This is a genomic window from Halolamina sp. C58 (assembly GCF_051195095.1).
Taxonomy (GTDB): Archaea; Halobacteriota; Halobacteria; order Halobacteriales; family Haloferacaceae; genus Halolamina.
On record NZ_JBNTJY010000001.1, the window covers coordinates 1,007,018 to 1,031,629 of the forward strand.

The 24,612-nt window shown below is 71.6% G+C and carries 28 protein-coding genes and 1 tRNA gene; 11 read left to right on the plus strand and 18 right to left on the minus strand.

Annotated features, from left to right (window positions below; all coding sequences use genetic code 11):
* Positions 1-3 precede the first annotated feature (3 nt).
* Positions 4-249, minus strand: coding sequence for a hypothetical protein (locus ACQUSM_RS05260; protein WP_435116452.1), 246 nt, complete (start codon positions 247-249; stop codon positions 4-6).
* A gap of 83 nt (positions 250-332) precedes the next feature.
* Between ACQUSM_RS05260 and ACQUSM_RS05265 the strand changes: the two genes are divergently transcribed.
* Positions 333-560 (plus strand): zinc ribbon domain-containing protein, encoded by a 228-nt coding sequence (locus ACQUSM_RS05265; RefSeq protein ID WP_435116454.1) that lies wholly within the window; start codon positions 333-335, stop codon positions 558-560.
* On the opposite strand, the gene ACQUSM_RS05270 is transcribed toward ACQUSM_RS05265, so the two are convergent.
* From ACQUSM_RS05270 to dapA, 8 genes are all read right to left on the minus strand, one after another.
* A complete protein-coding gene (locus ACQUSM_RS05270; RefSeq protein ID WP_435116456.1) occupies positions 561-1,358 on the minus strand; it encodes a universal stress protein in 798 nt (265 codons plus the stop codon).
* A gap of 98 nt (positions 1,359-1,456) precedes the next feature.
* On the minus strand, positions 1,457-1,726 hold the full coding sequence (locus tag ACQUSM_RS05275) for a hypothetical protein (RefSeq protein ID WP_435116458.1): 270 nt from the start codon (positions 1,724-1,726) through the stop codon (positions 1,457-1,459).
* A 224-nt stretch (positions 1,727-1,950) separates the two neighbouring features.
* The gene (locus tag ACQUSM_RS05280) at positions 1,951-3,126 is read right to left on the minus strand and encodes a M20/M25/M40 family metallo-hydrolase (protein ID WP_435116460.1); all 1,176 of its coding nucleotides are present in this window, start codon (positions 3,124-3,126) and stop codon (positions 1,951-1,953) included.
* Positions 3,123-4,076 (minus strand): diaminopimelate epimerase, encoded by a 954-nt coding sequence (gene dapF / locus ACQUSM_RS05285; protein ID WP_435116462.1) that lies wholly within the window; start codon positions 4,074-4,076, stop codon positions 3,123-3,125. Before dapF ends, ACQUSM_RS05280 begins: the two co-directional genes overlap by 4 nt.
* Complete coding sequence (lysA, locus tag ACQUSM_RS05290) at positions 4,073-5,383, minus strand: diaminopimelate decarboxylase (protein ID WP_435116464.1); 1,311 nt, start codon at positions 5,381-5,383, stop codon at positions 4,073-4,075. The genes dapF and lysA overlap by 4 nt, the downstream gene beginning before the upstream one ends.
* Positions 5,380-6,213 carry a 2,3,4,5-tetrahydropyridine-2,6-dicarboxylate N-succinyltransferase gene (locus ACQUSM_RS05295; RefSeq protein ID WP_435116466.1) on the minus strand — a complete coding sequence of 278 codons (834 nt, stop codon included), beginning with the start codon at positions 6,211-6,213 and terminating at the stop codon, positions 5,380-5,382. The genes lysA and ACQUSM_RS05295 overlap by 4 nt, the downstream gene beginning before the upstream one ends.
* Before the next feature lie 23 nt (positions 6,214-6,236).
* A complete protein-coding gene (gene dapB / locus ACQUSM_RS05300; RefSeq protein ID WP_435116468.1) occupies positions 6,237-7,019 on the minus strand; it encodes a 4-hydroxy-tetrahydrodipicolinate reductase in 783 nt (260 codons plus the stop codon).
* Positions 7,019-7,921, minus strand: coding sequence for a 4-hydroxy-tetrahydrodipicolinate synthase (dapA, locus tag ACQUSM_RS05305; protein WP_435116470.1), 903 nt, complete (start codon positions 7,919-7,921; stop codon positions 7,019-7,021). The genes dapB and dapA overlap by 1 nt, the downstream gene beginning before the upstream one ends.
* Before the next feature lie 274 nt (positions 7,922-8,195).
* Between dapA and ACQUSM_RS05310 the strand changes: the two genes are divergently transcribed.
* Complete coding sequence (locus tag ACQUSM_RS05310; RefSeq protein WP_435116472.1) at positions 8,196-8,693, plus strand: NYN domain-containing protein; 498 nt, start codon at positions 8,196-8,198, stop codon at positions 8,691-8,693.
* Between the two features lie 49 nt (positions 8,694-8,742).
* Positions 8,743-9,228 (plus strand): PUA domain-containing protein, encoded by a 486-nt coding sequence (locus ACQUSM_RS05315; RefSeq protein WP_435116474.1) that lies wholly within the window; start codon positions 8,743-8,745, stop codon positions 9,226-9,228.
* Between the two features lie 308 nt (positions 9,229-9,536).
* Here ACQUSM_RS05315 and ACQUSM_RS05320 read toward each other — a convergent pair whose 3' ends face one another.
* Genes ACQUSM_RS05320 through ACQUSM_RS05335 form a run of 4 tightly spaced genes read right to left on the minus strand, consistent with a single transcriptional unit; the run spans position 9,537 to position 12,273 of the window.
* A complete protein-coding gene (locus tag ACQUSM_RS05320; protein ID WP_435116476.1) occupies positions 9,537-10,520 on the minus strand; it encodes a presenilin family intramembrane aspartyl protease PSH in 984 nt (327 codons plus the stop codon).
* A 48-nt stretch (positions 10,521-10,568) separates the two neighbouring features.
* Positions 10,569-10,796: an H/ACA ribonucleoprotein complex subunit GAR1 gene (locus tag ACQUSM_RS05325; protein ID WP_435116478.1), complete on the minus strand. Its 228-nt coding sequence runs from the start codon at positions 10,794-10,796 to the stop codon at positions 10,569-10,571.
* Positions 10,796-11,074: a signal recognition particle subunit SRP19 gene (gene srp19 / locus ACQUSM_RS05330; RefSeq protein ID WP_435116480.1), complete on the minus strand. Its 279-nt coding sequence runs from the start codon at positions 11,072-11,074 to the stop codon at positions 10,796-10,798. Before srp19 ends, ACQUSM_RS05325 begins: the two co-directional genes overlap by 1 nt.
* Before the next feature lie 44 nt (positions 11,075-11,118).
* Positions 11,119-12,273, minus strand: a complete 1,155-nt coding sequence (locus ACQUSM_RS05335; protein WP_435116482.1) for a PGF-CTERM-anchored ABC transporter substrate-binding protein — start codon at positions 12,271-12,273, stop codon at positions 11,119-11,121.
* Between the two features lie 60 nt (positions 12,274-12,333).
* On the opposite strand from ACQUSM_RS05335, the gene btuC reads away from it, so the two are divergent.
* The 4 genes from btuC to ACQUSM_RS05355 all read left to right on the plus strand — a co-directional run bounded on the left by btuC (position 12,334) and on the right by ACQUSM_RS05355 (position 15,880).
* On the plus strand, positions 12,334-13,407 hold the full coding sequence (gene btuC, locus ACQUSM_RS05340) for a vitamin B12 ABC transporter permease BtuC (RefSeq protein WP_435116484.1): 1,074 nt from the start codon (positions 12,334-12,336) through the stop codon (positions 13,405-13,407).
* Entirely contained in the window at positions 13,404-14,705 is a 1,302-nt protein-coding gene (locus tag ACQUSM_RS05345) for an ATP-binding cassette domain-containing protein (RefSeq protein ID WP_435116486.1), read from the plus strand. Before btuC ends, ACQUSM_RS05345 begins: the two co-directional genes overlap by 4 nt.
* Positions 14,706-14,752: 47 nt before the next feature.
* Positions 14,753-15,751: a class I SAM-dependent methyltransferase gene (locus tag ACQUSM_RS05350; RefSeq protein ID WP_435116487.1), complete on the plus strand. Its 999-nt coding sequence runs from the start codon at positions 14,753-14,755 to the stop codon at positions 15,749-15,751.
* A gap of 56 nt (positions 15,752-15,807) precedes the next feature.
* A tRNA-Thr gene (locus ACQUSM_RS05355) sits at positions 15,808-15,880 on the plus strand.
* A gap of 131 nt (positions 15,881-16,011) precedes the next feature.
* Here the strand turns inward: ACQUSM_RS05355 and ACQUSM_RS05360 are convergent.
* From ACQUSM_RS05360 to ACQUSM_RS05375, 4 genes are all read right to left on the minus strand, one after another.
* On the minus strand, positions 16,012-16,605 hold the full coding sequence (locus tag ACQUSM_RS05360) for a hypothetical protein (RefSeq protein WP_435116489.1): 594 nt from the start codon (positions 16,603-16,605) through the stop codon (positions 16,012-16,014).
* A gap of 28 nt (positions 16,606-16,633) precedes the next feature.
* Positions 16,634-18,310, minus strand: coding sequence for a b(o/a)3-type cytochrome-c oxidase subunit 1 (locus tag ACQUSM_RS05365; RefSeq protein ID WP_435118288.1), 1,677 nt, complete (start codon positions 18,308-18,310; stop codon positions 16,634-16,636).
* Positions 18,311-18,390: 80 nt separating this feature from the next.
* Entirely contained in the window at positions 18,391-18,912 is a 522-nt protein-coding gene (locus tag ACQUSM_RS05370) for a cytochrome c oxidase subunit II (RefSeq protein ID WP_435116491.1), read from the minus strand.
* Positions 18,913-18,915: 3 nt separating this feature from the next.
* Positions 18,916-20,124 carry a halocyanin domain-containing protein gene (locus ACQUSM_RS05375; RefSeq protein ID WP_435116493.1) on the minus strand — a complete coding sequence of 403 codons (1,209 nt, stop codon included), beginning with the start codon at positions 20,122-20,124 and terminating at the stop codon, positions 18,916-18,918.
* 99 nt (positions 20,125-20,223) lie between these two features.
* On the opposite strand from ACQUSM_RS05375, the gene ACQUSM_RS05380 reads away from it, so the two are divergent.
* Genes ACQUSM_RS05380 through ACQUSM_RS05395 form a run of 4 tightly spaced genes read left to right on the plus strand, consistent with a single transcriptional unit; the run spans position 20,224 to position 24,310 of the window.
* Positions 20,224-20,418, plus strand: coding sequence for a hypothetical protein (locus ACQUSM_RS05380; protein WP_435116495.1), 195 nt, complete (start codon positions 20,224-20,226; stop codon positions 20,416-20,418).
* A gap of 3 nt (positions 20,419-20,421) precedes the next feature.
* A complete protein-coding gene (locus ACQUSM_RS05385; RefSeq protein ID WP_435116497.1) occupies positions 20,422-21,192 on the plus strand; it encodes a sulfite exporter TauE/SafE family protein in 771 nt (256 codons plus the stop codon).
* Positions 21,189-23,633, plus strand: coding sequence for a heavy metal translocating P-type ATPase (locus ACQUSM_RS05390; RefSeq protein WP_435116499.1), 2,445 nt, complete (start codon positions 21,189-21,191; stop codon positions 23,631-23,633). The genes ACQUSM_RS05385 and ACQUSM_RS05390 overlap by 4 nt, the downstream gene beginning before the upstream one ends.
* A complete protein-coding gene (locus ACQUSM_RS05395; protein ID WP_435116501.1) occupies positions 23,630-24,310 on the plus strand; it encodes a DUF7546 family protein in 681 nt (226 codons plus the stop codon). The genes ACQUSM_RS05390 and ACQUSM_RS05395 overlap by 4 nt, the downstream gene beginning before the upstream one ends.
* On the opposite strand, the gene ACQUSM_RS05400 is transcribed toward ACQUSM_RS05395, so the two are convergent.
* Positions 24,295-24,576 carry a DUF7526 family protein gene (locus ACQUSM_RS05400; RefSeq protein ID WP_435116503.1) on the minus strand — a complete coding sequence of 94 codons (282 nt, stop codon included), beginning with the start codon at positions 24,574-24,576 and terminating at the stop codon, positions 24,295-24,297. The two genes, ACQUSM_RS05395 and ACQUSM_RS05400, sit on opposite strands and share 16 nt — an antisense overlap.
* Positions 24,577-24,612: the final 36 nt, after the last annotated feature.

Below are 24,612 nucleotides of genomic sequence, written 5' to 3' on the forward strand. Positions count from 1 at the left end.
ACGCTACCGTCGATCCTCCTCGACGCCCCACTCCGCGTCGGTCCCCCAGTCGTCACCGTCCTCCGTGGACCGATCCCCGGTGGCGCTCTCGTCACGCTGGTCGGTGTCCTGTCGAGCGGCGTGTTCGGCGTCGGCCCGATCCATCCGGGGCGGATCGTCGGTCTCGCGGTCGATCGCGTACCAGAGGCCGATCGTGCCGGCGATCGTCGCGGCGAACAGGAGGGCGAACAGCGCTCCGACGGCGGCCATACCCGAGCGACGGGCCGCGGGGCCGTTAGAGGTTTCGCCGCCCGCGGTAGCTTTTTGCTGGCGTCGGTCGAACGCCCGGCCGCATGTGCCCTCCGACCGACGATTTCGGCGACAGTGACGAGAGTGGCTGCCCCAAATGTGGCCACGGCGAGACAGAGATCGACGAGATCGCGACCAGCGGCACCGGGCTCTCGAAGATGTTCGACGTACAGAACCGCAGCTTCAAGGTGGTGACCTGTGCGAACTGCGGCTACTCCGAGCTGTACAAGGGGACGAGCTCCGGGAACATGGTCGACCTGTTCCTCGGGTAGCTACTTCGAGGCCGCCATCACGACGGGGATATCGACGCGCTCGTCGACGCTGTCCGGCATTGAGCCGAACAGCACGCGTTCGAGACGGCTCTCCGTCGGCGCGCCGATCACGACGGCGTCGTAGTACGCCGACTGCTCGGCGATCGCCGCGGTCGGGTCGTCGGCCTCGTACAGCCACGTGTCGAACTCCTCGAACTCGCCGAGGTAGCGCCGCGCCTCCGCGAGATGCTCCGCGCCCTCGGAACGCTGCTCGGCGTCGGCGTCCGCCGGGACGACGGTGAACAGCTCGATCCACGCGTTCTCGTGTTCGGCCAGCGCGCGCGCCACCCGGACCGAGAGTTCGGTGTTCGGCCCGCCGGTGACCGGCACGAGGATCGACGCGAGATCCGTCAGCTCCCCGGTGCCGTTGGCGAGCACCGTGTCGGTCGGGCTGTTCGCGACGATACGGTCGGTCGTCCCCCGACGGATCCCGGCGCCGGAGGACTCCGACGCCGGCCGTTCGAGCACGACCACGTCGGCGTCGACGTCGGCCGCCTCCTCGACGACCGTGTCGGCCGGCGAGCGCCCGGTGCCGGCCGCGCTCTCGGCGCACGTGAACTGGACCGGCGGGCCGTCGGCCGACATCGCCGGCATCGACGCGGCTTGCGCGTCGGGCGCACGCTGTGGGGCGAGCAGGCGAACCGGCGCGCCGGCTTCCCGCGCCAACGCGAAGGAGAGCTCGCGTGCCTGTGTGTCCCCCGCGGGGTCGAGCAGCGTCCCCAACACTGGTCGACCGCCGGGGGTCCCATCCTCACCCATGCTCCAACCGTCTGCTCCCATCCACATAAGCGGCCCGCAGTAATTCCTCCACGACCGGCGCAAGCCACAATTTCCGCCAATTCTCGGCTGTTCGAGCCTCACAGCGCGTCGCGGAAATCGCCAGCCCGGAGGGCGTCGAGGCGCCGCACCGCCCAGACGCCGACGCCGGTGCCCATCAACGCCGCCGACAGCAGGTAGCCCAGCAGCTGGAGTTCGAACACCGCCGCGGGGTGTGCCCACGCGTAGACGACCCCCTCCGCGCCGAGGCCGACGGCGAGCAACACGGCGAACGCTCCCGCGATCGCCGCGCCGAGCGACCGCTCCTCCCGGCCGTCGCCGCCGGACCACGCGATTCGGCCGACGAACACGACCGCGGCCGCCGCCGCGTAGATCGGCAGGCGCTCCCCGATCCCCCCCGGCCTCGCCGCGGGCGAGCGCGACGATCCCCACGAAGCTCGCGGTCAACGCGAGCGTCGAGCCGAGCACCAGCGCGAGGAGTCGGCCCAGCCGGGCGCCGTCGACGGAGCCTGCCATGTCCAGGTGAGAACGGCGGGCTCGGACAAAAATCCGCGTGTGACGCCGGCTCCGACCGTCAGCGCGTGCCGTCGCCGGCCAGCAGCCGCTCGGTCGCATCGCGGACCGCCGTCGCCGCCGCCCGCACCGCCGCCACGTCGACGTACTCCCGCTCGGCGTGGGCGACCGCACCCTCGTCGTCCGCGAGGTGGCCCGGGCCGAACACGACCGTCGGCGCCGGCGCGAAGTACGACGCCTCCGTCGCCGCACCGAACGGCCTGATCTCGCCGCGCTCGCCCAGTCCCGACGCCTCGCTCGCGCTCCGCGCCGCGGCCGCGAGCGCGCCGACGATCGCGTCGTCGGTGTCGGTCGCGAACGCCTCGAGGAACGGCGTCTCCCGTTCGGTCAGCGAGAACGAGACCGTCGCGTCCTCGCCGTCCAGTTCCGACCGGAGATGCGTTTCGAGCGCCGTACGGAATCCTTCGGCCGTCTCGGGCGGCACGCTCCGGCGGTCGACGGTGATCGCACAGCGGGCGGGCACCTGGTTCGTCGACTCGCCGCCCTCGATCCCCGTCGGTACGAGGGTCGCATCGCCCAACTGCGGGTGGGCGTCGACGTTGTCGAACGAGTCTAGCGCGCTCAGCAGTCTGCCCGCGGCCGAGACGGCGTTGACGCCGGACGCGGGGCTGGCGGCGTGGGCCGCGACGCCGTCGACGACGATCGTCCCCTCGAATCGCCCGCGGGCAGCGGTGCAGACGTCGAGCCCGGTCGGCTCGCCGACGACGAAGGCGTCGGGCTCGGGATCGGACGCGGAGAGCGGCTCGACGCTCGCACCCGTCTCGCCCGGGCCGCCGGGCGCCACTTCGCCGGTCATCAGCGCGTGCGCGCCGGTCGAGAGCGTCTCCTCGTCGGGCGTGACCGCGAGCGTGAGCGTCCCGCGCTCGATCTCGGCGTCGAGAAACGCCGACAGCAGCGCGGCCAGCGGTCCCTTCGCGTCGCAGGCGCCGCGGCCGCGGATCGTCTCCCCCTCACGCTCGAAGGGGACGTGCGGCGCGACGGTGTCGATGTGGGTGTTGAACACGAGGTGGGGAGAGCCCGACCCCCGGCTGGCGCGGACGTTGCCGGCCGCGTCGACGCGCGGTTCGTGACCAGCCGCCCGAAGCGCGTCGAGCAACAGTTCGCGAGTGCCGGCCACCGCTTCGGTGCTGTCGTCCCGGACGGCGCGTTCGAGGAACGCAACGGGGTCGAAACTCACTGGTCGCGTCCTCCGGCCGGGGTGTCGTCGAGCCGGTCCGCGCCCAGCGCGGCCTCGCCGGTGACGCCCGCGATGCGGTCGTCCTCGGGGACGGGCAGCGCCCCCTCGAAGCGCTTCCTCGCGGGGCCACGCAGTCGTGCGGGGCCGTCGTCGGGCACCGAGACGGCGAGATCGCCGCCCGGCGGGGAGACGGTGACCCACTCGTCGTCGGTGTCGAGCCGGCCGAGCCGCTTCGCCGCGGCGGCGACTGCGACGGCGCCGGTGCCGCAGGCTCGCGTCTCCCCCTCGACGCCGCGTTCGTAGGTGCGCTGGCGGAACCCCTCGCCGTCCGCCGACGCGAACGTGACGTTCGCCCCCTCCGGGAACGCCTCGGCGTGCCGGATCGGCGGCGCGACGGCGTCGATCTCGACTGCGTCCACGTCGTCGACGAAGACGACCGCGTGTGGAACGCCGGTGTTCACCGCCGTGACGGCCAGCCCCGCGGCGGGCGTGCCGTCGAGTTCGTCGAGCACCGTGTCGACGAGCGGTTCGTCGGCAGCGAGTGGTACCTCCGCGGGATCGACCGTCGGCACCCCCATCTCCACGGCCACCTCGTCGTCCACGACCGCGCGGCGAGTGCCGGCTGGCGTGTCGATGTCGAACGTCGACGCGTCCGTGCGGTCGGCGGCCCACGCGGCCACACAGCGGGCGCCGTTGCCGCACATCTCCGCGATCGAGCCGTCGGGCTGGACCAGCGTCATCGTCACCCGCGGCGGGGTGGCGGTCACGTCCAGTGAGAGGAACAGCACGCCGTCGGCGCCGTGGCGCGCGCTGGCCTCGTCCTCGACGCCGACCTCGCGGTCGCAGTGGACGCGAGCGAACGCGGCGCGGTCCTCGACGGGATCGCCGTCGGCGTCGACGACCACGAAGTCGTTGCCCGCGCCGTCGTACTTCTCGAACGCGACCGTCATGTGTCCTCCTCGTCGTTCCGACGGTTTGAGTCCCTCGCCGCGTCGAGCCGGCTCACGTCCGCGAGCGTCTCGCGCCGCCGGAGGGTTTCGCCGTCGACGGTCACCTCCGCCGGCCGGGGGCGTGAGTTGTACGTCGACGCCATCTCGTAGCCGTACGCGCCCGCATTGCCGATCGCGAGCAGGTCGCCGCGTTCAGGTGCGGGAAGCGGGCGGTTCTCACAGAGCAGGTCCGCGGTCTCACAGACCGGGCCGGCGACGGTGACGCCGACCGTGTCGCGGTTCTCGCCGCCCTCCGCCCCGAGGTCCCGCACCGCGTGGTAGGCGTCGTACATCGCCGGCCGAAGCAGCGTCGTCATCCCGGCGTCGACGCCCGCGACGACGGTCGAGGGGGCGTCCTTCACGGTGTTCACCCGGGTCAGCAGCACGCCCGCGTCGGCGACGACGTAGCGCCCGGGCTCGATCGCGAGCCGGCCCTCGATCGCTCCCAGTGCCTCGCGGGTCGCGTCGGCGACGGTCGCGAGGTCGAGCGCCGGTGCGTCCTCGCGGTACGGAACGCCGAAACCACCGCCAACGTCGACCGTTTCGACGGGGATACCGTCGGCTTCGAGATCGCGGGCGAGTTCGCCCAGCCGGCGGACCAGCTCGCGGTGGTTCTCGAGGTCGTCGCCCGAGATACCGGAGCCTGCGTGGGCGTGGATCCCCGCGAACGCGAACTCCCGGTCGATCCGGGCGGCGAGCTCCGGCGCGCGGTCGAGCCCGACCCCGAACTTGGGGTGGCCGCCGGTGACGACCTTCTCGTGGTGGCCGGCGCCGACGCCGGGGTTGACGCGCAGGCGGAGACGGCCGTCGAACCCGCGTTCGGCGAGGCGGTCGACCGTGTCCGCCGCGCCGGCCGTGATCGTGAGGTCGGGCTCGTTCCGCCACGCCTCGACGACGGCGTCGAGGTCGCGAGCCGGCGGATTGACCGCGGTGTAGGTCACGTCCCGCCCGGGAACGCCCGCGTCGAGTGCGCGCCGGACCTCGCCCGCAGAGGCGCACTCGATCGCGAGCCCCTCGTCGTGGACGGTCCGGAGCGTCTCGCGGGCGGTGTGGGCCTTCGCCGCGTACTGGATCTCGGCGTCGGGGAACGCCGCGCCGAGCCGGCGGCAGTTCTCGCGGACCCGCGCGGGGTCGAACACGTACAGCGGCGTGCCGTGTTCGTCGGCGAGCGCGTCCAGCGTGTCGCGGTCCCAGTCGTCGAGCCGTCGGACCGCGGGGCCGCCGTCGGGCGCGTCGCTCGCTGCCCCGGGGCGCTCGTCCGTGCTCATTCCCGGAGCGCTCCTTCCCGTTGGGTGGCTTCGAGCGTCTCCTGTTCCAGCCCCGTCGCGACCACTGCAGGCTTGTACGCCTTCCCGGGGATCAGCTCCTCCTCCGAGACCGAAGACTCGACGTAGCGCTGGAACGCGCGGCGCTCCGGCGGCAGCCGACCGTAGTGGACCTCCTCCTCCACGAGGTCGTAGACGGGGATCCGTGGGGTGAGCAGGGTGTCCTCGGCGACGACGCTGTTCTCCCCGACGACGAACCCCGAGGTGACGCGACAGCCCGCACCCAGCGAGACGCCGTCCTCGACGACCACCGGCGCGTCTTCGACCGGTTCGAGCACGCCGCCGATCAGCGTGTTGGCGCCGAGCTTGACGCCGTCACCGATCTGGGCACAGGAGCCCACCACGTCGTTGGAGTCGACGAGGCTGTCGTCGCCGACGCGGGCGCCGATGTTGACGAAGCTCGGCGACATCATGATCACGTCCTCGCCGAGGTAGGAGCCGGGGCGGAGGACCGTCCCGTCGGGCGTGTTGCGCGCGCCGCGGTCCGCGAGGTCGTCGGTCGAACGCAGCGGCAGCACGTCGTAGTAGTCGACGCCGCCGTACGTCCGGGGTTGGGTTTCGCGCAGGCCGAAGTTGAGCAGGACGCCCCGCTTGACCCACGGGACGGCCTCCCACTCCGCGGGGCCGACCTTCTCGGCGGCGCGGTACTCGCCGGCCTCCAGCGCGGCGAGGAACGCGTCGAGCGTCTCCAGTTCGCTGCTGCCGGCGCCTTCCGCGGTGAGTCCGTCGTCGTAGCGGTTCCACAGGTCCGAAATCTCGGTTTCGAGGCTCATTGGTAGGTAGGGTGTGTCGCTGATCAGTCCTGCAGCAGTTCGGTGAACTCGTAGCGGCCCGGATCGCGGTCCGCGAGGGCGACGGCGGCGTCGAGCGCGCCCTCCGCGAAGACCCCTCGGTCACCCGCCGAGTGCGACAGCGAGAGCGTCTCGCGGTTGCCAGCGAACAGCACCTCGTGCTCGCCAGTCACGTCGCCCGCGCGGCGGGCGTGGACGCCGATCTCGTCGGGTTCGCGGGGCTGCTCGCCCTCGCGGCCGTGCTGGCGGTCGGTCAGATCCGGCCGCTCGGCCTCCACGTCCTCGACGAGCGTGAGCGCCGTGCCGCTGGGTGCGTCACGCTTGCCGTTGTGGTGGGTCTCGGTGACCTCCACGTCGTACCCCAGCAGGGAGGCCGCGGCCTCCCGGATCGCTCCCCGGAGCGCCGCGATCCCGCGGGAAAAGTTGCTGGCGTGGAGTACCGGCACCGACTCGCTGGCGGCGTCGAGCGCGCCCAGCGGGTCGGCGTCGTGGCCCTCCAGCCCGGTCGTCCCCGTCACGAACGCGACGCCGTGGTCGGCGGCGATCTCGGCGTACTCCGCGGTCGCTTCCGGCGCGGTGAAGTCGACGACAGCGTCGATGTCGTCCTCGTCGGCCAGCGTCGCGTCGAGGTGGGTCCCGACCGCTGCTTCGGCGGTCACGGAGCCCGGCGTTCGCGAGACGGCGGCGACGACCAGCACGTCGGTCCGGTCGCCCGCGGCGTCGAGCAGTTCCTCGCCCATCCGGCCGGTCGCGCCCGTGACGACGATCCGGGTCGGGTCGCCCGCCATCAGGCGGGCACCTCCGGCTCGTCGCCGGCGAGGTCGGCGAGCGTCTCCCGGAGTTGCTCGCGGTGCTCCTCGGAGAGCCGCGTCAGCGGCGAGCGGACGTACGGCGGGTGGTTCTCGCGGATCGCCATGGCCTCCTTCACCGGGATGGGGTTGGTCTCGACGAACAGTTCGCGGATCAGCGGTTCGAGCTCGTAGTGGAGGTCGCGGGCGCGAGCCATATCGTCGGCGGTGGCGGCGCCGACCATCGCGCCCGTGCGCTCGGGCTCGACGTTGGCGACGACGCTGATCGTCCCCGTGCCGCCGAGTGCGCAGATGGGGAGCGTCAGCCCGTCGTCGCCCGAGAGCACCGAGAACGCCTCGTCGCGGGTGCGCTCGATCACTTCGGAGACGCGGCCGAGATCGCCGCTGGCGGCCTTGTACCCCTGGACGTTGGGGTGCTCGGCGAGTTCGGCGACCACGTCGACGGGGACGTTCCGGCCCGTGCGCGAGGGGACGTTGTAGACGATCCCCGGCAGGTCGACGCTGTCGGCGATAGTGCGGTAGTGGTCGAGGTAGCCCGCGGCCTCGGGCTTGTTGTAGTACGGCGAGATCAGCAGGATCGCGTCGGCGCCCGCTTCTTGGGCGTCCTCGGCGAGGCTGACGGCCTCGTGGGTCGCGTTCGAGCCCGCGCCGGCGATCACGGGCACGTCATCGACGGCGTCGACGACGGTTTCGACGACCTGCGCGTGCTCGTCGTGGGTCAGGGTCGCGGATTCGCCGGTGGAGCCGACAGGGACGAGCCCGTCGACGCCGGCGGCTTCGAGCCGCTGCGCGTCGGCGGCGAGTCGGTCGTGGTCGATGCTTCGGTCCTCCCGGAACGGCGTGGTCATGGCGGGGTACACCCCGCTGAACGGTGTCGTCATTGGTGTGGTGGGTCGGCGCGTGTGGCAGTCGCTGCGCGGTGCGGTCGGGAGTCCGCCAGCGACCGGGCGCTACGCCGGCCGAAGGCGGGAGAAATCAGCGTTTGCTGCGTTTACCGCGGCAGGCTGCGACAGCCGGGGCTCCGCGGGCGGCGGCGCCGTCGAACCCGGACAGTCGCGTCACAGTTGGGAGAGAGGCAGCGACCCACATAACGGTTCTGCCTCCGGCCGGCGTCGAGACGGCATTTTTTAACGAACGCCGAGCAACGAACGGATAATGACGGAGATCCACGAGGGCCAGCGCGTCGCGGTGCTCGCCGACGCGCAGAACCTCTATCACACGGCCCAGAGTCTCTACTCGCGGAACATCGACTACTCGGGGCTGCTGGAGAAGGCGGTGATGGACCGCGAGCTCGTGCGGGCGCTGGCGTACGTGATCCGCGCGGACTCGCCCGAAGAGGAGTCGTTCTTCGAGGCGCTGGAGGAGATCGGCTTCGAGCGCAAGATCAAGGAGATCAAGACGTTCGGCGACGGCTCCCAGAAGGCCGACTGGGACGTGGGAATCGTGCTCGACGCGGTGACGCTGGCGGAGAAGGTGGACACGCTGGTGCTCGCGAGCGGCGACGGCGACTTCGCCCGGCTCTGTACCCATCTCCGGCACGAGGGCGTCCGCGTCGAGGTGTTCTGCTTCGAGAGTTCGACCGCCGAGGAGCTGATCGAGGCCGCCGACGCGTTCCACGACATGGCCGAGCGGGAGGAGGAGTTCCTGCTGTAGTGCCCGGCCGTTCCGGGACGCTTTTTCCGTCCAGCCGCGTCCGTGACGTATGGCCAAAACCTCGCGTGCGGACCTGCGGACCACCGCCGACTACCAGTTCGGCCGCGGCGCCGGCGAGGCGCTGTTCCCCGCGGAGGCCCACCTCGAGATCGACTACTCCACCGGCGGCCGACCGAGTCAGATCCACGCCCCGGACGGCCGGCTGGCGTCGATGGGCACCGACGGCCGCTTCACGCTCGGCTTCGCGGGCGGGCGGCGGCTCCACGACCAGCTCGACGCGCCGGCGTACCGCGTCTACGTCGGCGACGAGTCCGAACCGTTCGTCCGCGACGGCGAGAACACGTTCGCGAAGTTCGTGGATCGGTGCGGCGAGGAGATCCGGGCGGGCGACGAGGTGCTGGTGGTCCACGAGAGCGGGGAGCTGCTCGGGGTCGGGCGGGCGGAGCTGGCGGCGACGGAGATGCTCGACTTCGAGACGGGGATGGCGGTGATGGTCCGGGAGGGCGTCGACGAGTACGTGGATTCCTCTTCGTAGACTTTTGTGTTTGGCTCGGTTCGGGCTGTGAGATCGAGAGTCGCTACTGGGTCAGCAACACCGTGAAAGCCCCTGCTGGCTCGACTCGGGGGACTCGCTGCGCTCCTCGGCTCGCGTTGCTCGCCTGCGGTGCTTGCGTCGTCCGCCGTCGTCGAGCCAGCAGCCCCTTTCGGTCCCACCCCCCGTACAGCCCACACACCTCCCCAGCCGACTCCCTCCCTCGCTTCGCTCGGTCAGTCGTCCCTCGCGCTGGCTCGCGCACGGAGGCGCGAGCGCTTCGCGCCAAGTTCACAATTTCCAAAAAGTCTCTACAGCCCCAGCGCCGTCAAGATCGGCACGCCGGCGGCGACCGAGCCCACGAGATACCCGCCGATGGCGCCACCGTTGAGCAGCGGGAGGCCGGCGTGAGCGCGCCCCGCAAAGACCATACGCAGGAGGACGAACAGGCCGAGGAACGTCCCGACCATCGCCGTCAGCGCGGGGAGGTTCAGCGCGAGGTCGATCCCGAGATCGAGCGGCGCGGCGGGCGAGAAGTGGGCGGCGCTGGCGACGAGCACCGTCGGCATCACCGCGTCGCCCAGTCCGATGAAGAAGGCGTCGCGGTCGGCGACTTCGGGGGCGTCGCCCTCGACGGCAGCCTCGTCGGAGACCGACGACTCGCTGTCGTCGTCCGTGGCGGTACCCTCGTCGGCCGCCGTGTCAGGTTCGTCGTCGTCCTCGGGCAGGATCGAGAACCCCAGCGTGAGCGGGATCACCAGCACCACCGGGACGCGGAGGTCCATCACGCCCTCCGCGAGTTCGAGCATGTGCTCGGTGCCGTACACCGAGATGGCGTCGTACACCGCCAGCACGGCGAGCAGGACGATCGCCGGCAGGACGCCGAAGCTGATACCGAACAGCCCCGCGGCGCCGGCGCCCATCACCACCCCCGCGGCGTCGATGACGTACCACTCGGGGTACACCCACAGCGCGACCGCGATCAGCGCCGACAGCGGGATCGCGGCGATCGCGGGGAGGAACACGCCCAGCACGTACCACGCCAGCAGGCCGCTGGTGAACACGACGAACGCGCGGACGACCCAGTCGAAGTCGTACTTGAACGCCGCGAGCATCAGCACCGTCATCACCAGAATCAGCAGGATGTAGACGAGGCTGTTCGTGGGGTCCTGTGGGTTCTCGAACTGCTGGTAGCCGCTAGCCTCGAAGGAGGGGACCAACGCCAGCGCACCCAGCTGGACGAGCAGGAAGACGAACGCGGCGAAGGCCGTCCCGCGGAACGCACGAGAACTCATTGGCGGGCGTTCTCCCGGGAGCGGTTTGGCCGTTGTGGTCCCGCGGCGTCAGCGGGCGTACAGCTTCTGTCCCACGAGCGCGGCGAGTCCCGAGCGATCGTTCGGCGTCACCGCGACGTAGGGGCGTTCGACGGGCCCGAACACGTCGACGACGCGCCCGACCGTATCGAGGTTCTCGTCGACGACCGACCGGCCGATCGGGGGGTGGTCGGCGTCCGGACAGCGCGCGATCGCGAGCCCCTGTGCGGTCCGGGCGACCGTGCCGACTCGCTCCATCAGTCCCGCAGGATCGCGACGTACGCCGCGATCGCCTGCACGAGGTCGTTCTTCGTCGCGTCCTCGGCACCCTGGACGAGTACGCGCCCGCGCTGCTCGTACTCCCGGGAGTAGGTCTTGTCCCGCTCGATGACGGCGTCGTAGCCGACCTGCTGGACCGCCTTCGCGATCTCGTCGACCGTCGGCTCTTCGACGGCCTCGTCCTCGGGGACGCGCCGCCCTTCCGAGCGGCTGTACGCCGCGTCGAGGTACGCGGGGTAGACGACGTTCTCGATCATGTGCGAGAAGAGACCGTCGGCGGGGAAAGCGGTTTTGGTGGCGCTCAGTCGCGTCGGGCGAGCAGCGCCGCGCCCGCGCCGAGGGCAGCCACGGCGGCGCCCGCACCGAAGCCGGGCCCCTCAGTCGTGGTCTGCTCCGTGGCGGTTTCGGTCGCCGTCGCGGTCTCGGTCATCGCGACCGTCTCCGTCGGCGTCGGGGTCGCAGTCGCGACACTCACGTCGCCCCGTGCAGTCCACTCCGCGTTCGCGGCCGCGTCAGGGTGGAACCCCTCGGTGAGGTTCCGGGTGGCGTACACCACCGAGCGCGGGGCGGGCTGGCTGAGGTAGTTCGCGTTCACGACGACGCTGGCGTTGTTCTCGCCCGCGGTCGTCAGCGAGAACGGCTCCTGCCCGATGTAGCTGGCCATCCACGGCTGGAACACGATGATCTCCGGATCGAGCTCGACGATCACCTCGTCGGACGCCTCGGTGTAGCCGCTGCCGTACCGCTCGGCGGCGACGTTCTCGCCGCCCGCCGCGGTCACCATCGCGTCGATGAACGTCTCGTTGCCGACGACGAAGCCGCCGCCGAGCGGGACGAGCACGCGCGGCCGGTCGAGGTCGGCGGTGACCTCGGCCGCGGTGTCGACGTTCGCGTTCATCCAGGCGTTGGCCTCCGCGGCCCCCTCACAGTTCCCGGTGAGCTGCCCGATGAGCGCGGTCTTGTTCGCCACGTCCTCGATCGAGGTAGCCGACTCGAACTTGTACACCGTCATCCCCGCGTTCCGCAGCGCGGCGACGGTGTCGTTGCTCACGATGTTGGCCGCGAGCACGAGGTCGGCCTCGGTGCCGACGACCGCCTCGGTGCTGTAGCCGAAGCCGGCCGCGGAGACGTTGGTCCGGCTCTCCGCGCCAGCGAGGTACTGGGCGTTCTGGTCGAGCCCGACGACCTGTTCCTTGCCGCCGATCTCCCACATCGTCTGGGCCGCGCTCGGCCCCAGCGTGGTGACGGTCTCGGGCGCCTCCTCGATCGTCACCTCGGTACCCGTGGCGTCAGTCGAAGAGAGCGGATAGGAGCAGTCGGGTACCGACTGCTGGACCGCGGCGTTGTCGACGCTCGCGTGGGCCGTCGGCGCGCCTGCCGCCCCGACGGCGCCGGCCGGCGCGACGCCCACGAGAAGTGTACACAGTACGATCAACAGCGTTGTTCGCGTTCGCATCGCCTCCCACTCGCGTCTAGTGCAACAAGTATTTGTCTAACGCAACTCAGCTTTGAGTATATGAGCGTCGCGAGGCGCGCGACCGGCTGGTCGGCCGCCTTAGCCGCCGCACTCGGCGTTACCGTCGTTCTGAGTGCGGGGATCGGGCCGGTTCCGGTCCCCGCCGAGACGGTGGTCAAAGCCGTGCTCGAGGCGGTCGCGGTGCCGAGCCTCGCGGGCGGCGAGCTCGGCTGGCGGCGCCCCTTCGAGTTCTCGCTGCGGGAGTCAAACCGCGCGATCGTGATGCGGATCCGCCTGCCGCGGATCCTGCTCGGCGCGCTGGTCGGCTTCGCGCTCTCGGCGGCCGGGACGGTGATGCAGGGGTTCTTCCGGAACCCGATGGCCGACCCCTCGATCATCGGCGTCTCCTCGGGCGCGGCAGTCGGCGCCGTCGCGTCCATCGTCGTCCCGGCGATGATCCCGTTCGGGCTGGGGCTGGAGCCGGCGGCGTTCGCGGGCGCGCTGATCACCGCCTTCGGCGTGTACGCGATCGCGACCGAGAACGGGCAGACGCCCGTCGCGACGCTGCTTTTGGCCGGGGTGGCGATCCAGACGTTCCTCGGCGCAGTCACCTCGTTCCTCCTGCTCCACTCCGGGGAGAGCATGGAGCAGGTGGTGTACTGGCTGATGGGCCACCTCGACAACGCCGGCTGGGGGGATTTCGTCCCCGTGGCGGGCGTGCCGCTGCTGCCGCTGTTCGTCTGCTGCTGTTTCCTCCTCCTGCTGGCCTACGCCCGTGACCTGAACGTCATGCTGCTGGGCGAGGAGGAGGCCGCCGGCCTCGGGATCGAGGTCGAGCGAACCAAGCGCCTCCTGCTCGCGGTGTCGGCGGTGATGACCGGCGCCGGCGTCGCCGTCTCGGGCGTGATCGGCTTCGTCGGCCTGATCGTCCCCCACGTGATGCGGCTCGTGGTCGGCCCGGATCACCGCATCCTGCTGCCGACGGCGGCGCTCGCGGGCTCTGCGTTCCTCGTCGCGGCCGACACGGTCGCCCGGAGCGGCGCACAGGAGCTCCCGGTGGGGATCGTCACCGCGGCGGTCGGCGCGCCGTTCTTCCTGTTCCTGCTGCGCAAACGGAGGGTTCACGAGCTATGAGCCGAGCAAATTCGACCGACGAGGAACCGATCGACGGCGACTTCGCGACCGACGAACCAGTGCTGTCGATCGCCGACCTCTCGGTCACGCTCGGGGAGACCGACGTGCTCGCGGGCGTGAGCCTCGACGTGGAACGGGGCGAGCTCGTGGGGCTCGTGGGGCCGAACGGCGCGGGAAAGACGACGCTGCTGCGGGCGGCCCGCGGGTCGCTCTCGCCGGATTCGGGCCGCGTCCAGATCGCGGGCGAGCCCGCCGACGGGCTCTCGGCGAAAGCCGTCGGCCGCCGGGTCGCGACCGTCCCGCAGGACACCTCGATCTCGTTCTCCTTCGACGTCAGGGAGATCGTCGAGATGGGGCGGACGCCTCACGTCCCGCGGTTCGGATCGATGGACGAGGCCGACCACGCGGCCGTCGACCGGGCGATGGAGCGCACCGAAGTCGCCGAGTTCGCGGACCGCCCCGTGACGGAAGTCTCCGGCGGCGAGCGCTCGCGCGTGCTGCTGGCCCGGGCGTTGGCACAGGAGACGCCGCTACTGCTGCTCGACGAGCCGACCGCGAGCCTCGACCCGAACCACCGGCTCCGCACCTTCGAGACCGTCTCGGCGCTGGTCGACGAGGGGCGGGCCGCGGTCGCGGCGATCCACGACCTCGACACCGCGGCGCGGTACTGTGACCGGATCGTCGTGGTCGCCGACGGCGGGATCGTCGCCGACGGGCCGCCCGAAGCGGTGCTCACCGGCTCGACGATCGGCCACGCGTTCGACGTGGATGCGGTCGTGACGACCGACCCCGTCACCCAGCGCCCCCGCGTGACGGCGCTGCCCGACGATCTCGCGGCCGCCGACGACCCGGACATCCCGCCGGTCGAGCGCGTCCACGTGGTCGCCGGCGGGGGGCGCGCCGGCCCCCTGCTGACGCGTCTGGACCGCGCCGGCGTGGAAGCGACGGTCGGCCCGGTTCCCGCGGGCGACAGCGACGCCGACGTGGCCGACGCGCTCGGGATCGAAGTCGTCGCGTTCGACGCCTTCGGCGAGCTCGACGCGGCGACGCTCGACCGAACCGCCGAGTACGTGGCGGCCGCCGACGCGGTGATCGTCGCGGACGTCGACCTCACCGACGGGCTCGTCCCCGTGTTCGACCGGCTCGGCGAGCTGTCGACGCCGGTGTACGCCGTCGAGGAGCGCTCGCTGGCGGAACGGACGGTCTCGCAGGCCGCCGCCGAACGCTACCGCGCCCTCCGCGGCGGCGAGGCCGGCGTGGCGGCGACGACGCCGGAGCTGCTGGAGAGCCTGACCTGATCGGGACCCATCGCTACCCTTACTCGGGTCCGGCGCCCAATCCGAGTATGGAGCGGCCCTGCGTCGCCGTCGCCCGCGAGGACGGCGAGGCGACACGACAGCGTCTCGCCGAGGCGGACCTCGTGGATCAGGAGTACGGCATCGAACACGCCGACGGCGAGCTGTTCATCCCCGTCACCGACCCCGACGCGGTTCCCGCGGACCTGCCCGTCGTCCGCCACGACGTGCCCGCGCGCACCCCCCAGCGCACGCCCGCGGACCTGCTGGGGTTCGAGCCGACGTACGAGCGACTGGGCGACGTGGTGCTCGTCGACGAGGACGACCCCGAGCGCGCCGCCGAGATCGCCGACGCGATCGTCGAGTCGGACATCCCGGTCCGGAGCGTGCTCAACCGCGACTCCAAGGTGAAAGGTGAGACTCGCGTCCGGGACTGGGAAGTGCTGGCCGACGAGGGCGAGCGCCCACCGACGGAGACGGTCCACCGCGAGTACGGCCACGAGTTCGCCGTCGACGTGGCCGAGGTGTACTTCTCCCCCCGGCTCGCGACCGAGCGTCACCGCGTCGTCGAGCAGGTCGAGCCCGGCGAGCACGCGCTGGACATGTTCGCCGGCGTGGGGCCGTACGCGATCCCGATGGCCGACGCTGGGGCGGCGGTCGTGGCCTGCGACCTCAACCCCGACGCGATCCGCTATCTCGAACAGAACGCCGAGCGCAACGGCGTCGCCGACCGCATCACCACCCACGTCGGCGACGTGCGGGAGCTGACCGACGAGTACGAGAACTGGGCGGACCGGCTGGTGATGAACCTCCCGCACACCGCCGCGGAGTTCGCCGACGCGGCGGTCGCGTTCGCCGGCGACTCCTGTGTGGTCCACCTCTACGACATCCAGCACGAGGACGCCCCCTTCGAGCGCGCCCGGGGTGCGCTCGAAGACGCGGCCGGCGACGAGTACGAGGTGACGACGCTGGAAGAGCGCGTCGTGCGGTCGTACGCGCCCCACGAACTGAACGTCTGCCTCGACGCACGGCTGGACCGGATCGACTGACTGCGCCGGGTTTCGGAACCCTTATGTCCGCCTTGCCGGTACGTGGGGATGGACGCGCCGGAGTAGCTCAGCTGGCAGAGCGATTCCTTCGTAAGGAATAGGTCGAGGGTTCAAATCCCTCCTCCGGCTCTTCTGACGGAGCGAAGCGGAGTCGAAGAGCCCCGAGAGGGATTTGAACGAGACCGGACGAGCGAAGCGAGTCCGGGCGTAGTTCACAATCCCTCCTCCGGCGGGCAGATAGTCAACCGAAAAACCGCCCACTACCCCTTCACGACCGGCTGCTCGACCAGCACGAACCCCGCGAACACCGTCTCCTCGCCACGGATAGCCGTCACCTCGACCGCGCCGGGCATCGCGCTGTCGGGGATGCCCCACGCGGCGGTGACCATCCCCGACTCCCCGGGGTCGATGCTGCCCGTGCTCGACACGCCGTCGACGAGCTCACCGTCGCGAAGCCGGAGGCGTCGAGTCCGGAGTTCGACCGACTCGTCGGTCGTGTTCTCCACGTCGACGCCGAGGACGTACGTCCGCCCGCCGTCGCTCTGCCGGACCTCGGAGGTGGTGATCGTCTCCGTCGCCGCCGTCTCGTCGAGCAGTTCGTCGTCGACGCCGACCGCGTCCGAGTGGTCAGTCTCCGTCGCCGCCGCCGTCGGCGTCGCGTCGTCCCCGCCGCCGAGCAGTTCGTCGCCGATGATGTTGCCGAACGTGAGCGCCTCGACGACGACCGGGACGCCGAACGCGAGCAGGGCGATCCAGCGGATCAGCCGACGGCGGTCGATCTCGTCGTCCTCCGGCGGGGCGTCGTCCGCCGGCGTGTCGGCGTCGGTGTCAGTCGGTGTGTCGGCGTCAGTCATGAGTCAGGCGGAGGGCGGGGAGGGTGCGCTACGCCGGGATCGGGAGGCTACCGGGCCAGAGGAGCCCGTCGGCGACCATGTCGTACAGCGGGACGCCGTAGGCCAGCAGCACCAGCGCGACCGCGATCGCCGTCCAGAGCTTGAGGTTGTCGAGCACCCGCGGCGACTCCTCGGGGCCCGAGAGCGGCTCGGGGATCGAGCCGTTGACCCGGAGCCGGCTGTTCGGCTTGCCCAGCGCCCACGTCCCGAACATCACCGCGAGGAACATGACGGCGCCGAGGAACAGCAGCGTGCCGCCGATCGCGATCTGGATCCGCATCTCGCCGACCGTCCCGACGACGGCGTCGAAGCTGACCTGCTCGTACTGGGGTTCGGCGGTACGCCGCGGGATGCCCGCGAGGCCGCCGCGGTGCATCGCGTTCGACATCAGCACCATGCCGACGAACCAGACGAACGGCTGGATCGACGCCAGCCCGCGGAACTGCAGCCGCTTGCCGGTGAGCTGGGGCATCAGCCAGTAGGAGATCGCCATCAGCGTCAGCGCGTACGCCGTCCCCACGGTGAGGTGGAAGTGGCCCGGCACCCAGATGGTGTTGTGGATGAGGTAGTTGATGTTCATCCCGGCGTTGATCATGCCGGAGAAGCCGCCGGCCGCGAACATGATCCCCGCGAGCGCGACGCCGGAGAACTCCGGGCGCTCCCACGGGAGCTCCTTGAGCCACGCCAGCCGGCCGCCGGCACCCTGCTGGCGCGCGCCGTGTTCCATGCTCGCGACGACGGTAAAGAGCGTCAGTAACGACGGCAACAGCAGGAAGAACGTGTTCGTCATCGCGACCAGCTTGTAGCCGGATGCGATCCCGGGGTCGGTGTACTGGTGGTGGAACCCGACCGGCGTCGACAGCAGCAGGAACAGCACGAACGTCACCCGCGCGAGCGGGTCGCTGAACAGCCGACCGCCCGCGAGCTTCGGCAGGACGGTGTACCAGACCAGGTACGCCGGCAGCAGCCAGAAGTACACCACGGGGTGGCCGAAGTACCAGAACAGCGTCCGGGTCAGCAGCGGGTCGACCTGACTGATCAGCCCCAGCGACCACGGGATCAGGAAGACGACGACCTCGATGGCGACCCCCAGCGAGCAGAGGTACCACATCAGCATCGTCGTCAGCACCATGAACGACTGCAGCGGGATGCGGCTGTCCGGGTTCGACTCGCGCCACTCGCGGTACTGGAGGAACCAGTCGACCCCGGCGCCCCACGAGCCGACGATCAGCAGCGCGGCGCCGACGTAGAACAGCGGGTGAGCCTCGAGCGGCGCGTAGAACGTGTACAGCACGTCCGCGCTGGCGGGGATCGCGTCGAACAGCCCCGCGAGGATCGTCGCCGCGGCGAGCACGGTCCCGAGCGTCATCGTGCCGACCCAGGCCTGCGACAGCCGCTTGCTGGTGGGCGCGACGCCCAGACTCCGGGTGTTCGCCCAGTGGAACAGCCCGGTGATGCCGAACGTCGTGAACACCAGCCCCAGCAGCACGCCGTGGCCGGTGAGGATCGTGTAGTAGTCCGCCGACGGGATGATCCGCAGCGTGTTCGTGCGGTGCAGCGCCTGAATCAGCCCGAACAGCGCGCCGACGCCGAAGGAGGCGAACGCGACCCAGAGACAGATCCGGGCGGTCCGGGCCGCCTCGGGGAAGCGGTCGACGAACGCCAGCCGGCGGCGCGTGCCGTCGTCGCTCTCCACGTACTCCTGCTCGGTCTCGAACCCCGTCTCGCTGCCGTGTTCAGTAGCCATCAGCTGTCACCTCCGTCGAACTCCGACTGCTCCACGACGACGACCTGCCCCTCCATCGTGTGGTGGCCGCTGCCACAGTACTCGTGGCAGACGATGCCGTACTCGCCCGTCTCGTCGAACGTGACGGTGAACTCCGCGATCTGCCCGGGGATCACCATCGAGTTCACGTTCGTCCCGGCGAGGTTGAACCCGTGTGTCACGTCGGGCGTGGTGACGTGGAACGTCACGGGTTCGCCCGCGGGCACCTCGATCGGCTCCGAGCTGCCGGGCTGGAACAGGTACTGCCGGGCGACGACGTACACGTTCACGCCGTCGTCGGTGTCGTACACCCCCGGCTCCCGGAAGTTCTCCACCTGCTCGTAGTTCCCGTCGGCGATGACCGACGGCTCGACCGTTCCGCCGCTGTCGTCGACCATCGCGACGCCGGGACCGACCGCGCCGTAGATGATGGTCCCGATGAACGCGACGATCAGGACGAGCGATGCGCCGAACCAGAGTTTCTCGAATCGATGTACGTGCATAAATCACCCCGTGATCGTCGGTCCACCGATGAACTCGACGAAGTACATGAACACCCACAGTAGCGCGATCAGGACGAAGTAGCCCGCGACCAGCGCCGCCGTCCCGACCGGGTCGTACTCCTCGCCGATCTCCTCGACGGGCTCGGTCTCGGCGGCCTCGGTCGACTGCTCGCCGACGTACGCCTGCTCGGCCTTCGAGTGCTCGCGGTAGGCCGCGTACGACTCCGCGCCGAGCACCATCGTCACCGCGAGCCCGCCGCCGGCGCCGAACAGCAGCGCCAGCCAGCCGACGAAGTCAGAGGGCATCGGGATCGAGAAGCCGCCGCCCGCGGCCTCACCGTCGCCCTCGCCGCCGCCGTCACCGCCGTCGCCGCCGCCACCGCTGACGTTCCCCACGACGATCGCCCCCTTCATCCCGAGGGACTGGTGAGGGGTACAGACGTAGCGGTAGACGCCCTCCTCCTCGAAGGTGTGGCTGAACGTGTGCCCCTCCTCCGAGGAGAGGTCTGACTCGAAGGAGCCGTCCTCCGCGACGACGTTGTGCGAGCCGCCACGGCCGGTCCACTCCCAGACGACCGTCGTGCCGGGGTCGACCCGGACCGCCGCCGGGCCGAACCCGTACGGCTGCCCGCCGTTGTCGACGCCCACGTCGACCGTGACTTCCGAGCTGCCGCGCTCGTCGACGGTCTCGTCGTAGTTGCTCACGCCGTCGAACCAGCCGTCGTAGTTCGGCTCGGAGACGCCGCCCCCGCCGGAGCCGACGACGACGGCCCCCTTCATCCCGAGCGACTGGTGGGGGGTACAGACGTACTTGAACGTCCCTTCGCTCTCGAACGTGTGGCTGAAGGTGTGCCCCTCCTCCGAGGAGAGGTCGGACTCGAAAGTGCCGTCCTGTTCGACCACGTTGTGCGAGCCGCCGCGGCCGGTCCACTCCCAGACGACCGTCGTGCCGGGGTCGACCCGGACCGCCGCCGGGCCGAACCCGTACGGCTGCCCGCCGTTGTCGACGCCGACTTCGACGGTCACCTCCGACTGGCCGGTCCGGTCGACGACGCCGTCGTAGTTGCTCACGCCGTCGAACCAGCCGTCAAACGACGACTGGGCCGCCGCGGGGGCGGTCGCGCCGAGCAGCGCGCCGGTCGCGGCCGCACCGCCGGCGGCGAGGAGCCCTCGCCGTGTGGGCCGTGGCTGTCTATCCGCGTTCGGTGCCATAGGGGCGCCTTGTTTCCCGATTGATTAACCCACCCCGCTAGTTCCCAGCCGATAGGAATCGGCGGAGGTGCCTACTCGAACGGGATCGAACGGGGGTGTATGTCCGTATCCGCACGACGGTTGGCCGCCATCGGGCTCGCGGCGCTCGTCCCGGTGTGGCTGTACGCTCTACAGGTGAGCGGCGGGGTCACTGTCGCACTGGCGTCGACCACCTGCGTGTTGCTGGTCGTCGGCGGGCTCTACGTCATGTTCGGCCCGCACGACGAGGAGGATCCCGTCGCCGGCGGCGTCTGAGCCATGTCCGGAGTCGGCGCCGGCGTCGAGCTCGGGGCGTTCCTGCTCGTCGGGCTGCTCGGCGGCGCCCACTGTCTCGGGATGTGTGGCCCGCTCGTGACGGCGTACGCGGGTGACGCCGGCAGCCAACAGGGCCGGGTCACGCTGTGGGACGTGCGCCAGCAGGGGCTCCTGACGCTCGGCCGCGTGGGGACGTACGCGCTCGTGGGCGCAGTGCTGGGCGCGCTCGGGGGCGCGACCGTCGCCGGCGGCAGCCTGTTCGCCGGCGTCGACGTGGTCCGCGGGATCTTCGGCGTCGTCGCCGGCACGCTCGTGCTCGTCGTCGGCGCGGGCTACCTCCGCGGCCGGCCGATCGACCCCGGGAGAGCTCCGATCCCCGGCGTCTCGAGAGTGTTCGAACGCCTCTCCACGGTCGCGGTCGAGCGAGCGCGCACGTGGGCCGAGGGGCCGCGGATCGCGCTGCTGGGTTCGATCCACGCGCTGCTGCCGTGTCCGCTGCTGTACCCGGCGTACCTCTACGCGTTCGCCCGCGGCTCGCCGCTGGCGGGCGCGCTCGCGCTCGGCGCGCTGGGCGTCGGCACCGCGCCGGCGATGGTGGGTTCGGCCACGGTGCTCGGCGCGGTGCCGGCGCCGGTCCGTTCGCGGCTCCACCGCGCGCTCGGCGGCGCGTTCCTGCTGCTCGGGCTGCTCCCGCTGCTGCACGGGCTCGGACTGCTCGGCGTCCCGGTCCCCGAGATTCATCTGCCCCACTACGCGGAGGTGCCGACGCCGTGAGCGCGACTGAGTGCACCCTCTGTGGGCTCGAAACGCCCGACGCCCCACTGACCGACGACGACGTGGACGGGACGTTCTGCTGTCGGGGCTGTCTCGAAGTCGCGCGGAGCCTCGACGATCCGGCGGCGGCCGACGCCGGCGACGCCCGCGAGGCAGTTCGATCGGAGTCCAGTTCGGTCCCGGACGACGCCGAGACCGCGTACCTGCAGGTCGACGGGATGCACTGCGCCAGCTGTGAGGCGTTCCTCGAACGCCGCGCGACCGCCGACGACGGCGTCGCCGCGGCGGACGCGAACTTCCCGGCGGAGGCGATGCGGGTCCACTACGACCCCGAGGCGACCGACCCCGAGTCGGTCGCTGAGACGGTCTCCGGCGTCGGCTACGCGGCCGCGCCGACGACCGACGAGCCGAGGGCCAGCGACGACGGGACGGTCGGGCGCCTGCTCGTCGGCGGCTTCTTCGGGATGATGGCGATGCTGTGGTACGTCCTGTTCCTCTACCCCGTCTACTTCGGGCTGCCGCCGGAGGCGCTGCTGTTCGATCTTGGCGACGGCGCTGGGCGGTTCCTGCTCGCGAACGTCTGGCTCTCGGCGACGGTCGTGCTCGGGTACACCGGCGCGCCGCTGCTCCGCGGGGCGTACGTCGCCGTCCGGACGCGCCAGCCCAACATGGACCTGCTCGTGACGCTGGCGGCGACGACCGCCTACCTCTACAGCGGGCTCGCGGTGCTCACCGGCCGGATCGAGGTGTACTTCGACGTGACGATCGTCGTCGTGCTCGCGGTCACGATCGGGAGCTACTACGAGGAGCGGATCAAGCAGCGTGCGGTCGGCGAGCTCGCTGATCTCACCCGCGACCGCGTCTCGGAGGCTCGGCTACGAACCGACGACGGAACGGAGACGATCTCCGTCGACGCCGTCGAGGGCGGCGACGAACTGGTCGTCCGCTCCGGCGAACGCGTCCCGGTCGACGGCGAGGTGATCGAGGGGACCGCCGCGGTCGACGAGTCGCTGATGACCGGCGAATCCCTGCCCGTCCGACGCGGCGAGGGCGACGAGGTCCGGGGCGGGACGGTCGTCTCCGACGGCCGGCTCGTGATCCGCGCGGCCGACGGCGCCGAACGAACGCTCGATCGCGTGGTGTCGCTGCTCTGGGACGTGCGCGGCGAGGGCACCCCACAGCGACTGGCCGACGCGCTCGCGACGGTCTTCGTCCCCGCAGTGCTCGTACTCGGCGCGCTCGCGTTCGTCGTCCACCTGCTGCTCGGCGCCACCCCGACCGCCGCACTCCTGACCGGGCTGACGGTGCTCGTGGTCTCCTGTCCCTGCGCGCTCGGGCTCGCGACGCCGCTCGCGATCGCGGCGGGTACGCGCTCGCTGCTGGAGGACGGCGTCGTCCTGACCGACGGGAGCGCCGTCGAGACGGCCCGCGAGGTCGACACCGTCGCGCTCGACAAGACCGGCACACTCACGACCGGCGAGATGGCGCTGCTGGAGCTCGAAACCGCCGACGGGACCGACCGAGAGACGCTGCTCGGCCGCGCGGCCGCCGTCGAGGCGCGCTCGGACCACCCCGTCGCCGAGGCGGTGGTCGACGCCGCGGACGAGGCCGACACCGACACGGGAGCCGACTCGACCGTCACCGAGTACGAGGCCCACCCCGGCCGCGGCGTCTCGGGGCGTGTCGGCGCCGGGCCGCAGGTGACCGTCGGCGACGAGTCGCTATTTGGGGACGCGACGATCCCCGACGCGCTCCGCGAGCGCTACGCCGACGCCGAGGGTTCGGGCCACCTCGCCGCGTACGTCGGCTGGGCGGGCGCGGTTCGGGGCGTGCTCGTCGCCGGCGACGACCCACGGCCCGGCTGGCGCGAGGCGGTCGAGCGCCTGAGCGAGGACCGCCGCGTGGTCGTCCTCACGGGCGACGAGGGGGCCGCGGCCGACCGCTTCCGCGAGGTGCCGGGGATCGACGAGGTGTACGCCGGGCTCCCGCCCGCCGGCAAGACCGAGACGGTCCGCCGGCTCCGGAGCGAGGGCACCGTCGCGATGGTCGGCGACGGCAGCAACGACGCGCCCGCGCTCGCCGCCGCAGACTTGGGGATCGCGGTCGCCTCCGGCACCGAACTCGCCGCCGACGCCGCCGACGCGGTGCTCGTGGGGCGGGATCTCGCGGCCGTCGACCGCGCGCTCGACACGCTCGCGGCCACGCGCCGGCGCGTCCGGGAGAACCTCGCGTGGGCGTTCTGCTACAACGCGGTCGCGGTGCCCGCCGCGGCGCTGGGCGTGATCACGCCGCTGGTCGCCGCAGTCGCGATGGCGGCGTCGAGCCTGCTCGTCGTCGCGAACACGACGCGCTCGCTCGGGCCGGACGACGACCCGGAGCCGGCGACGGCGAGCGGCGATCGTCGGACCGCCGCGGTCGCCGACGGGGGTGAGCGCGAGTGAGTCGCGTCGCGACCGCGCGCTCGTGGGCGCTCCCCGCGCCGATCCGGACCGCGGTGCTCGCGCTCGGCATCCAGTCCGCGCTCGCGCTGGCGTACCTGCTCGCGACCGACGCCGGCCTCGCGGCGCCGACGATGCTCGCGGTGCCGTTCGTCTGGCTCACCGTCGCCGCGGTCGCCGTCCGCCACGCCGAACGCCCGGCCGTCCGGCGGTCGACGCGGTGGATCGCCGCCGGCGTCGGCGCCGCGTACGCGCTCGCCCTCGCGTGGCTGATCGGCGCCGTCGGTCCGGCGATGGGGTCGGCCGGGCTGGATCTCGTGCTACTTCCGCCCGGGTGGGGGCCCGTACTGCGCTACAGCGGCGCCGGCGTCGCGTTCACACTCGTCCCCTACCGCGCGGCCGGCGTGCTCGCGCTCGGCTATCTGGTGTCGCTGTCGGTCCGGAACGTCGTCGAGGAGGGGTTCTCGGCGGGTGTCGGCGGGCTGGTCGCGCTCGGCTCCTGTGCGGGCTGTGCGCTGCCGCTGGTGTCGAGCCTCGCGGGCGTGCTGGGCGGCGCGGGGCTGGGGATCGGCGCAGCGCCGACCGTCGGCGGCGGGACGTACCTGCTCGGGACGGCGGCGTACGTGCTCGCGGCGTGGCTGCTCGCCGCCCGGCCGCTCCGGCGCTACACGACGCGGTAGACGCCGGCGATCGACGTCTCCTCGACTGTTACGTCGACGGTCTCGCCCTCCTCGACGCGCTCCTCGCTGAGCAGCGTCACGGGCTCGATCGGCTTCCGGCGGAGCATCGCCCACGCGAGCTCGAAGATCGACGGGTGGCCGCCGCGCCGGCAGACGACGACGTGGCGCTGTCCCGCCAACGACTCGAGTTCGGGATCGAGATCGTGCTCGCCGAACTCTTCGGGCGCGACTGCGTGGATGGCTTCGGCCTCGATGCGTTCGGTCATGGGTGATCGACGGGCCGGAGCCGAAAGGTCGTGTCG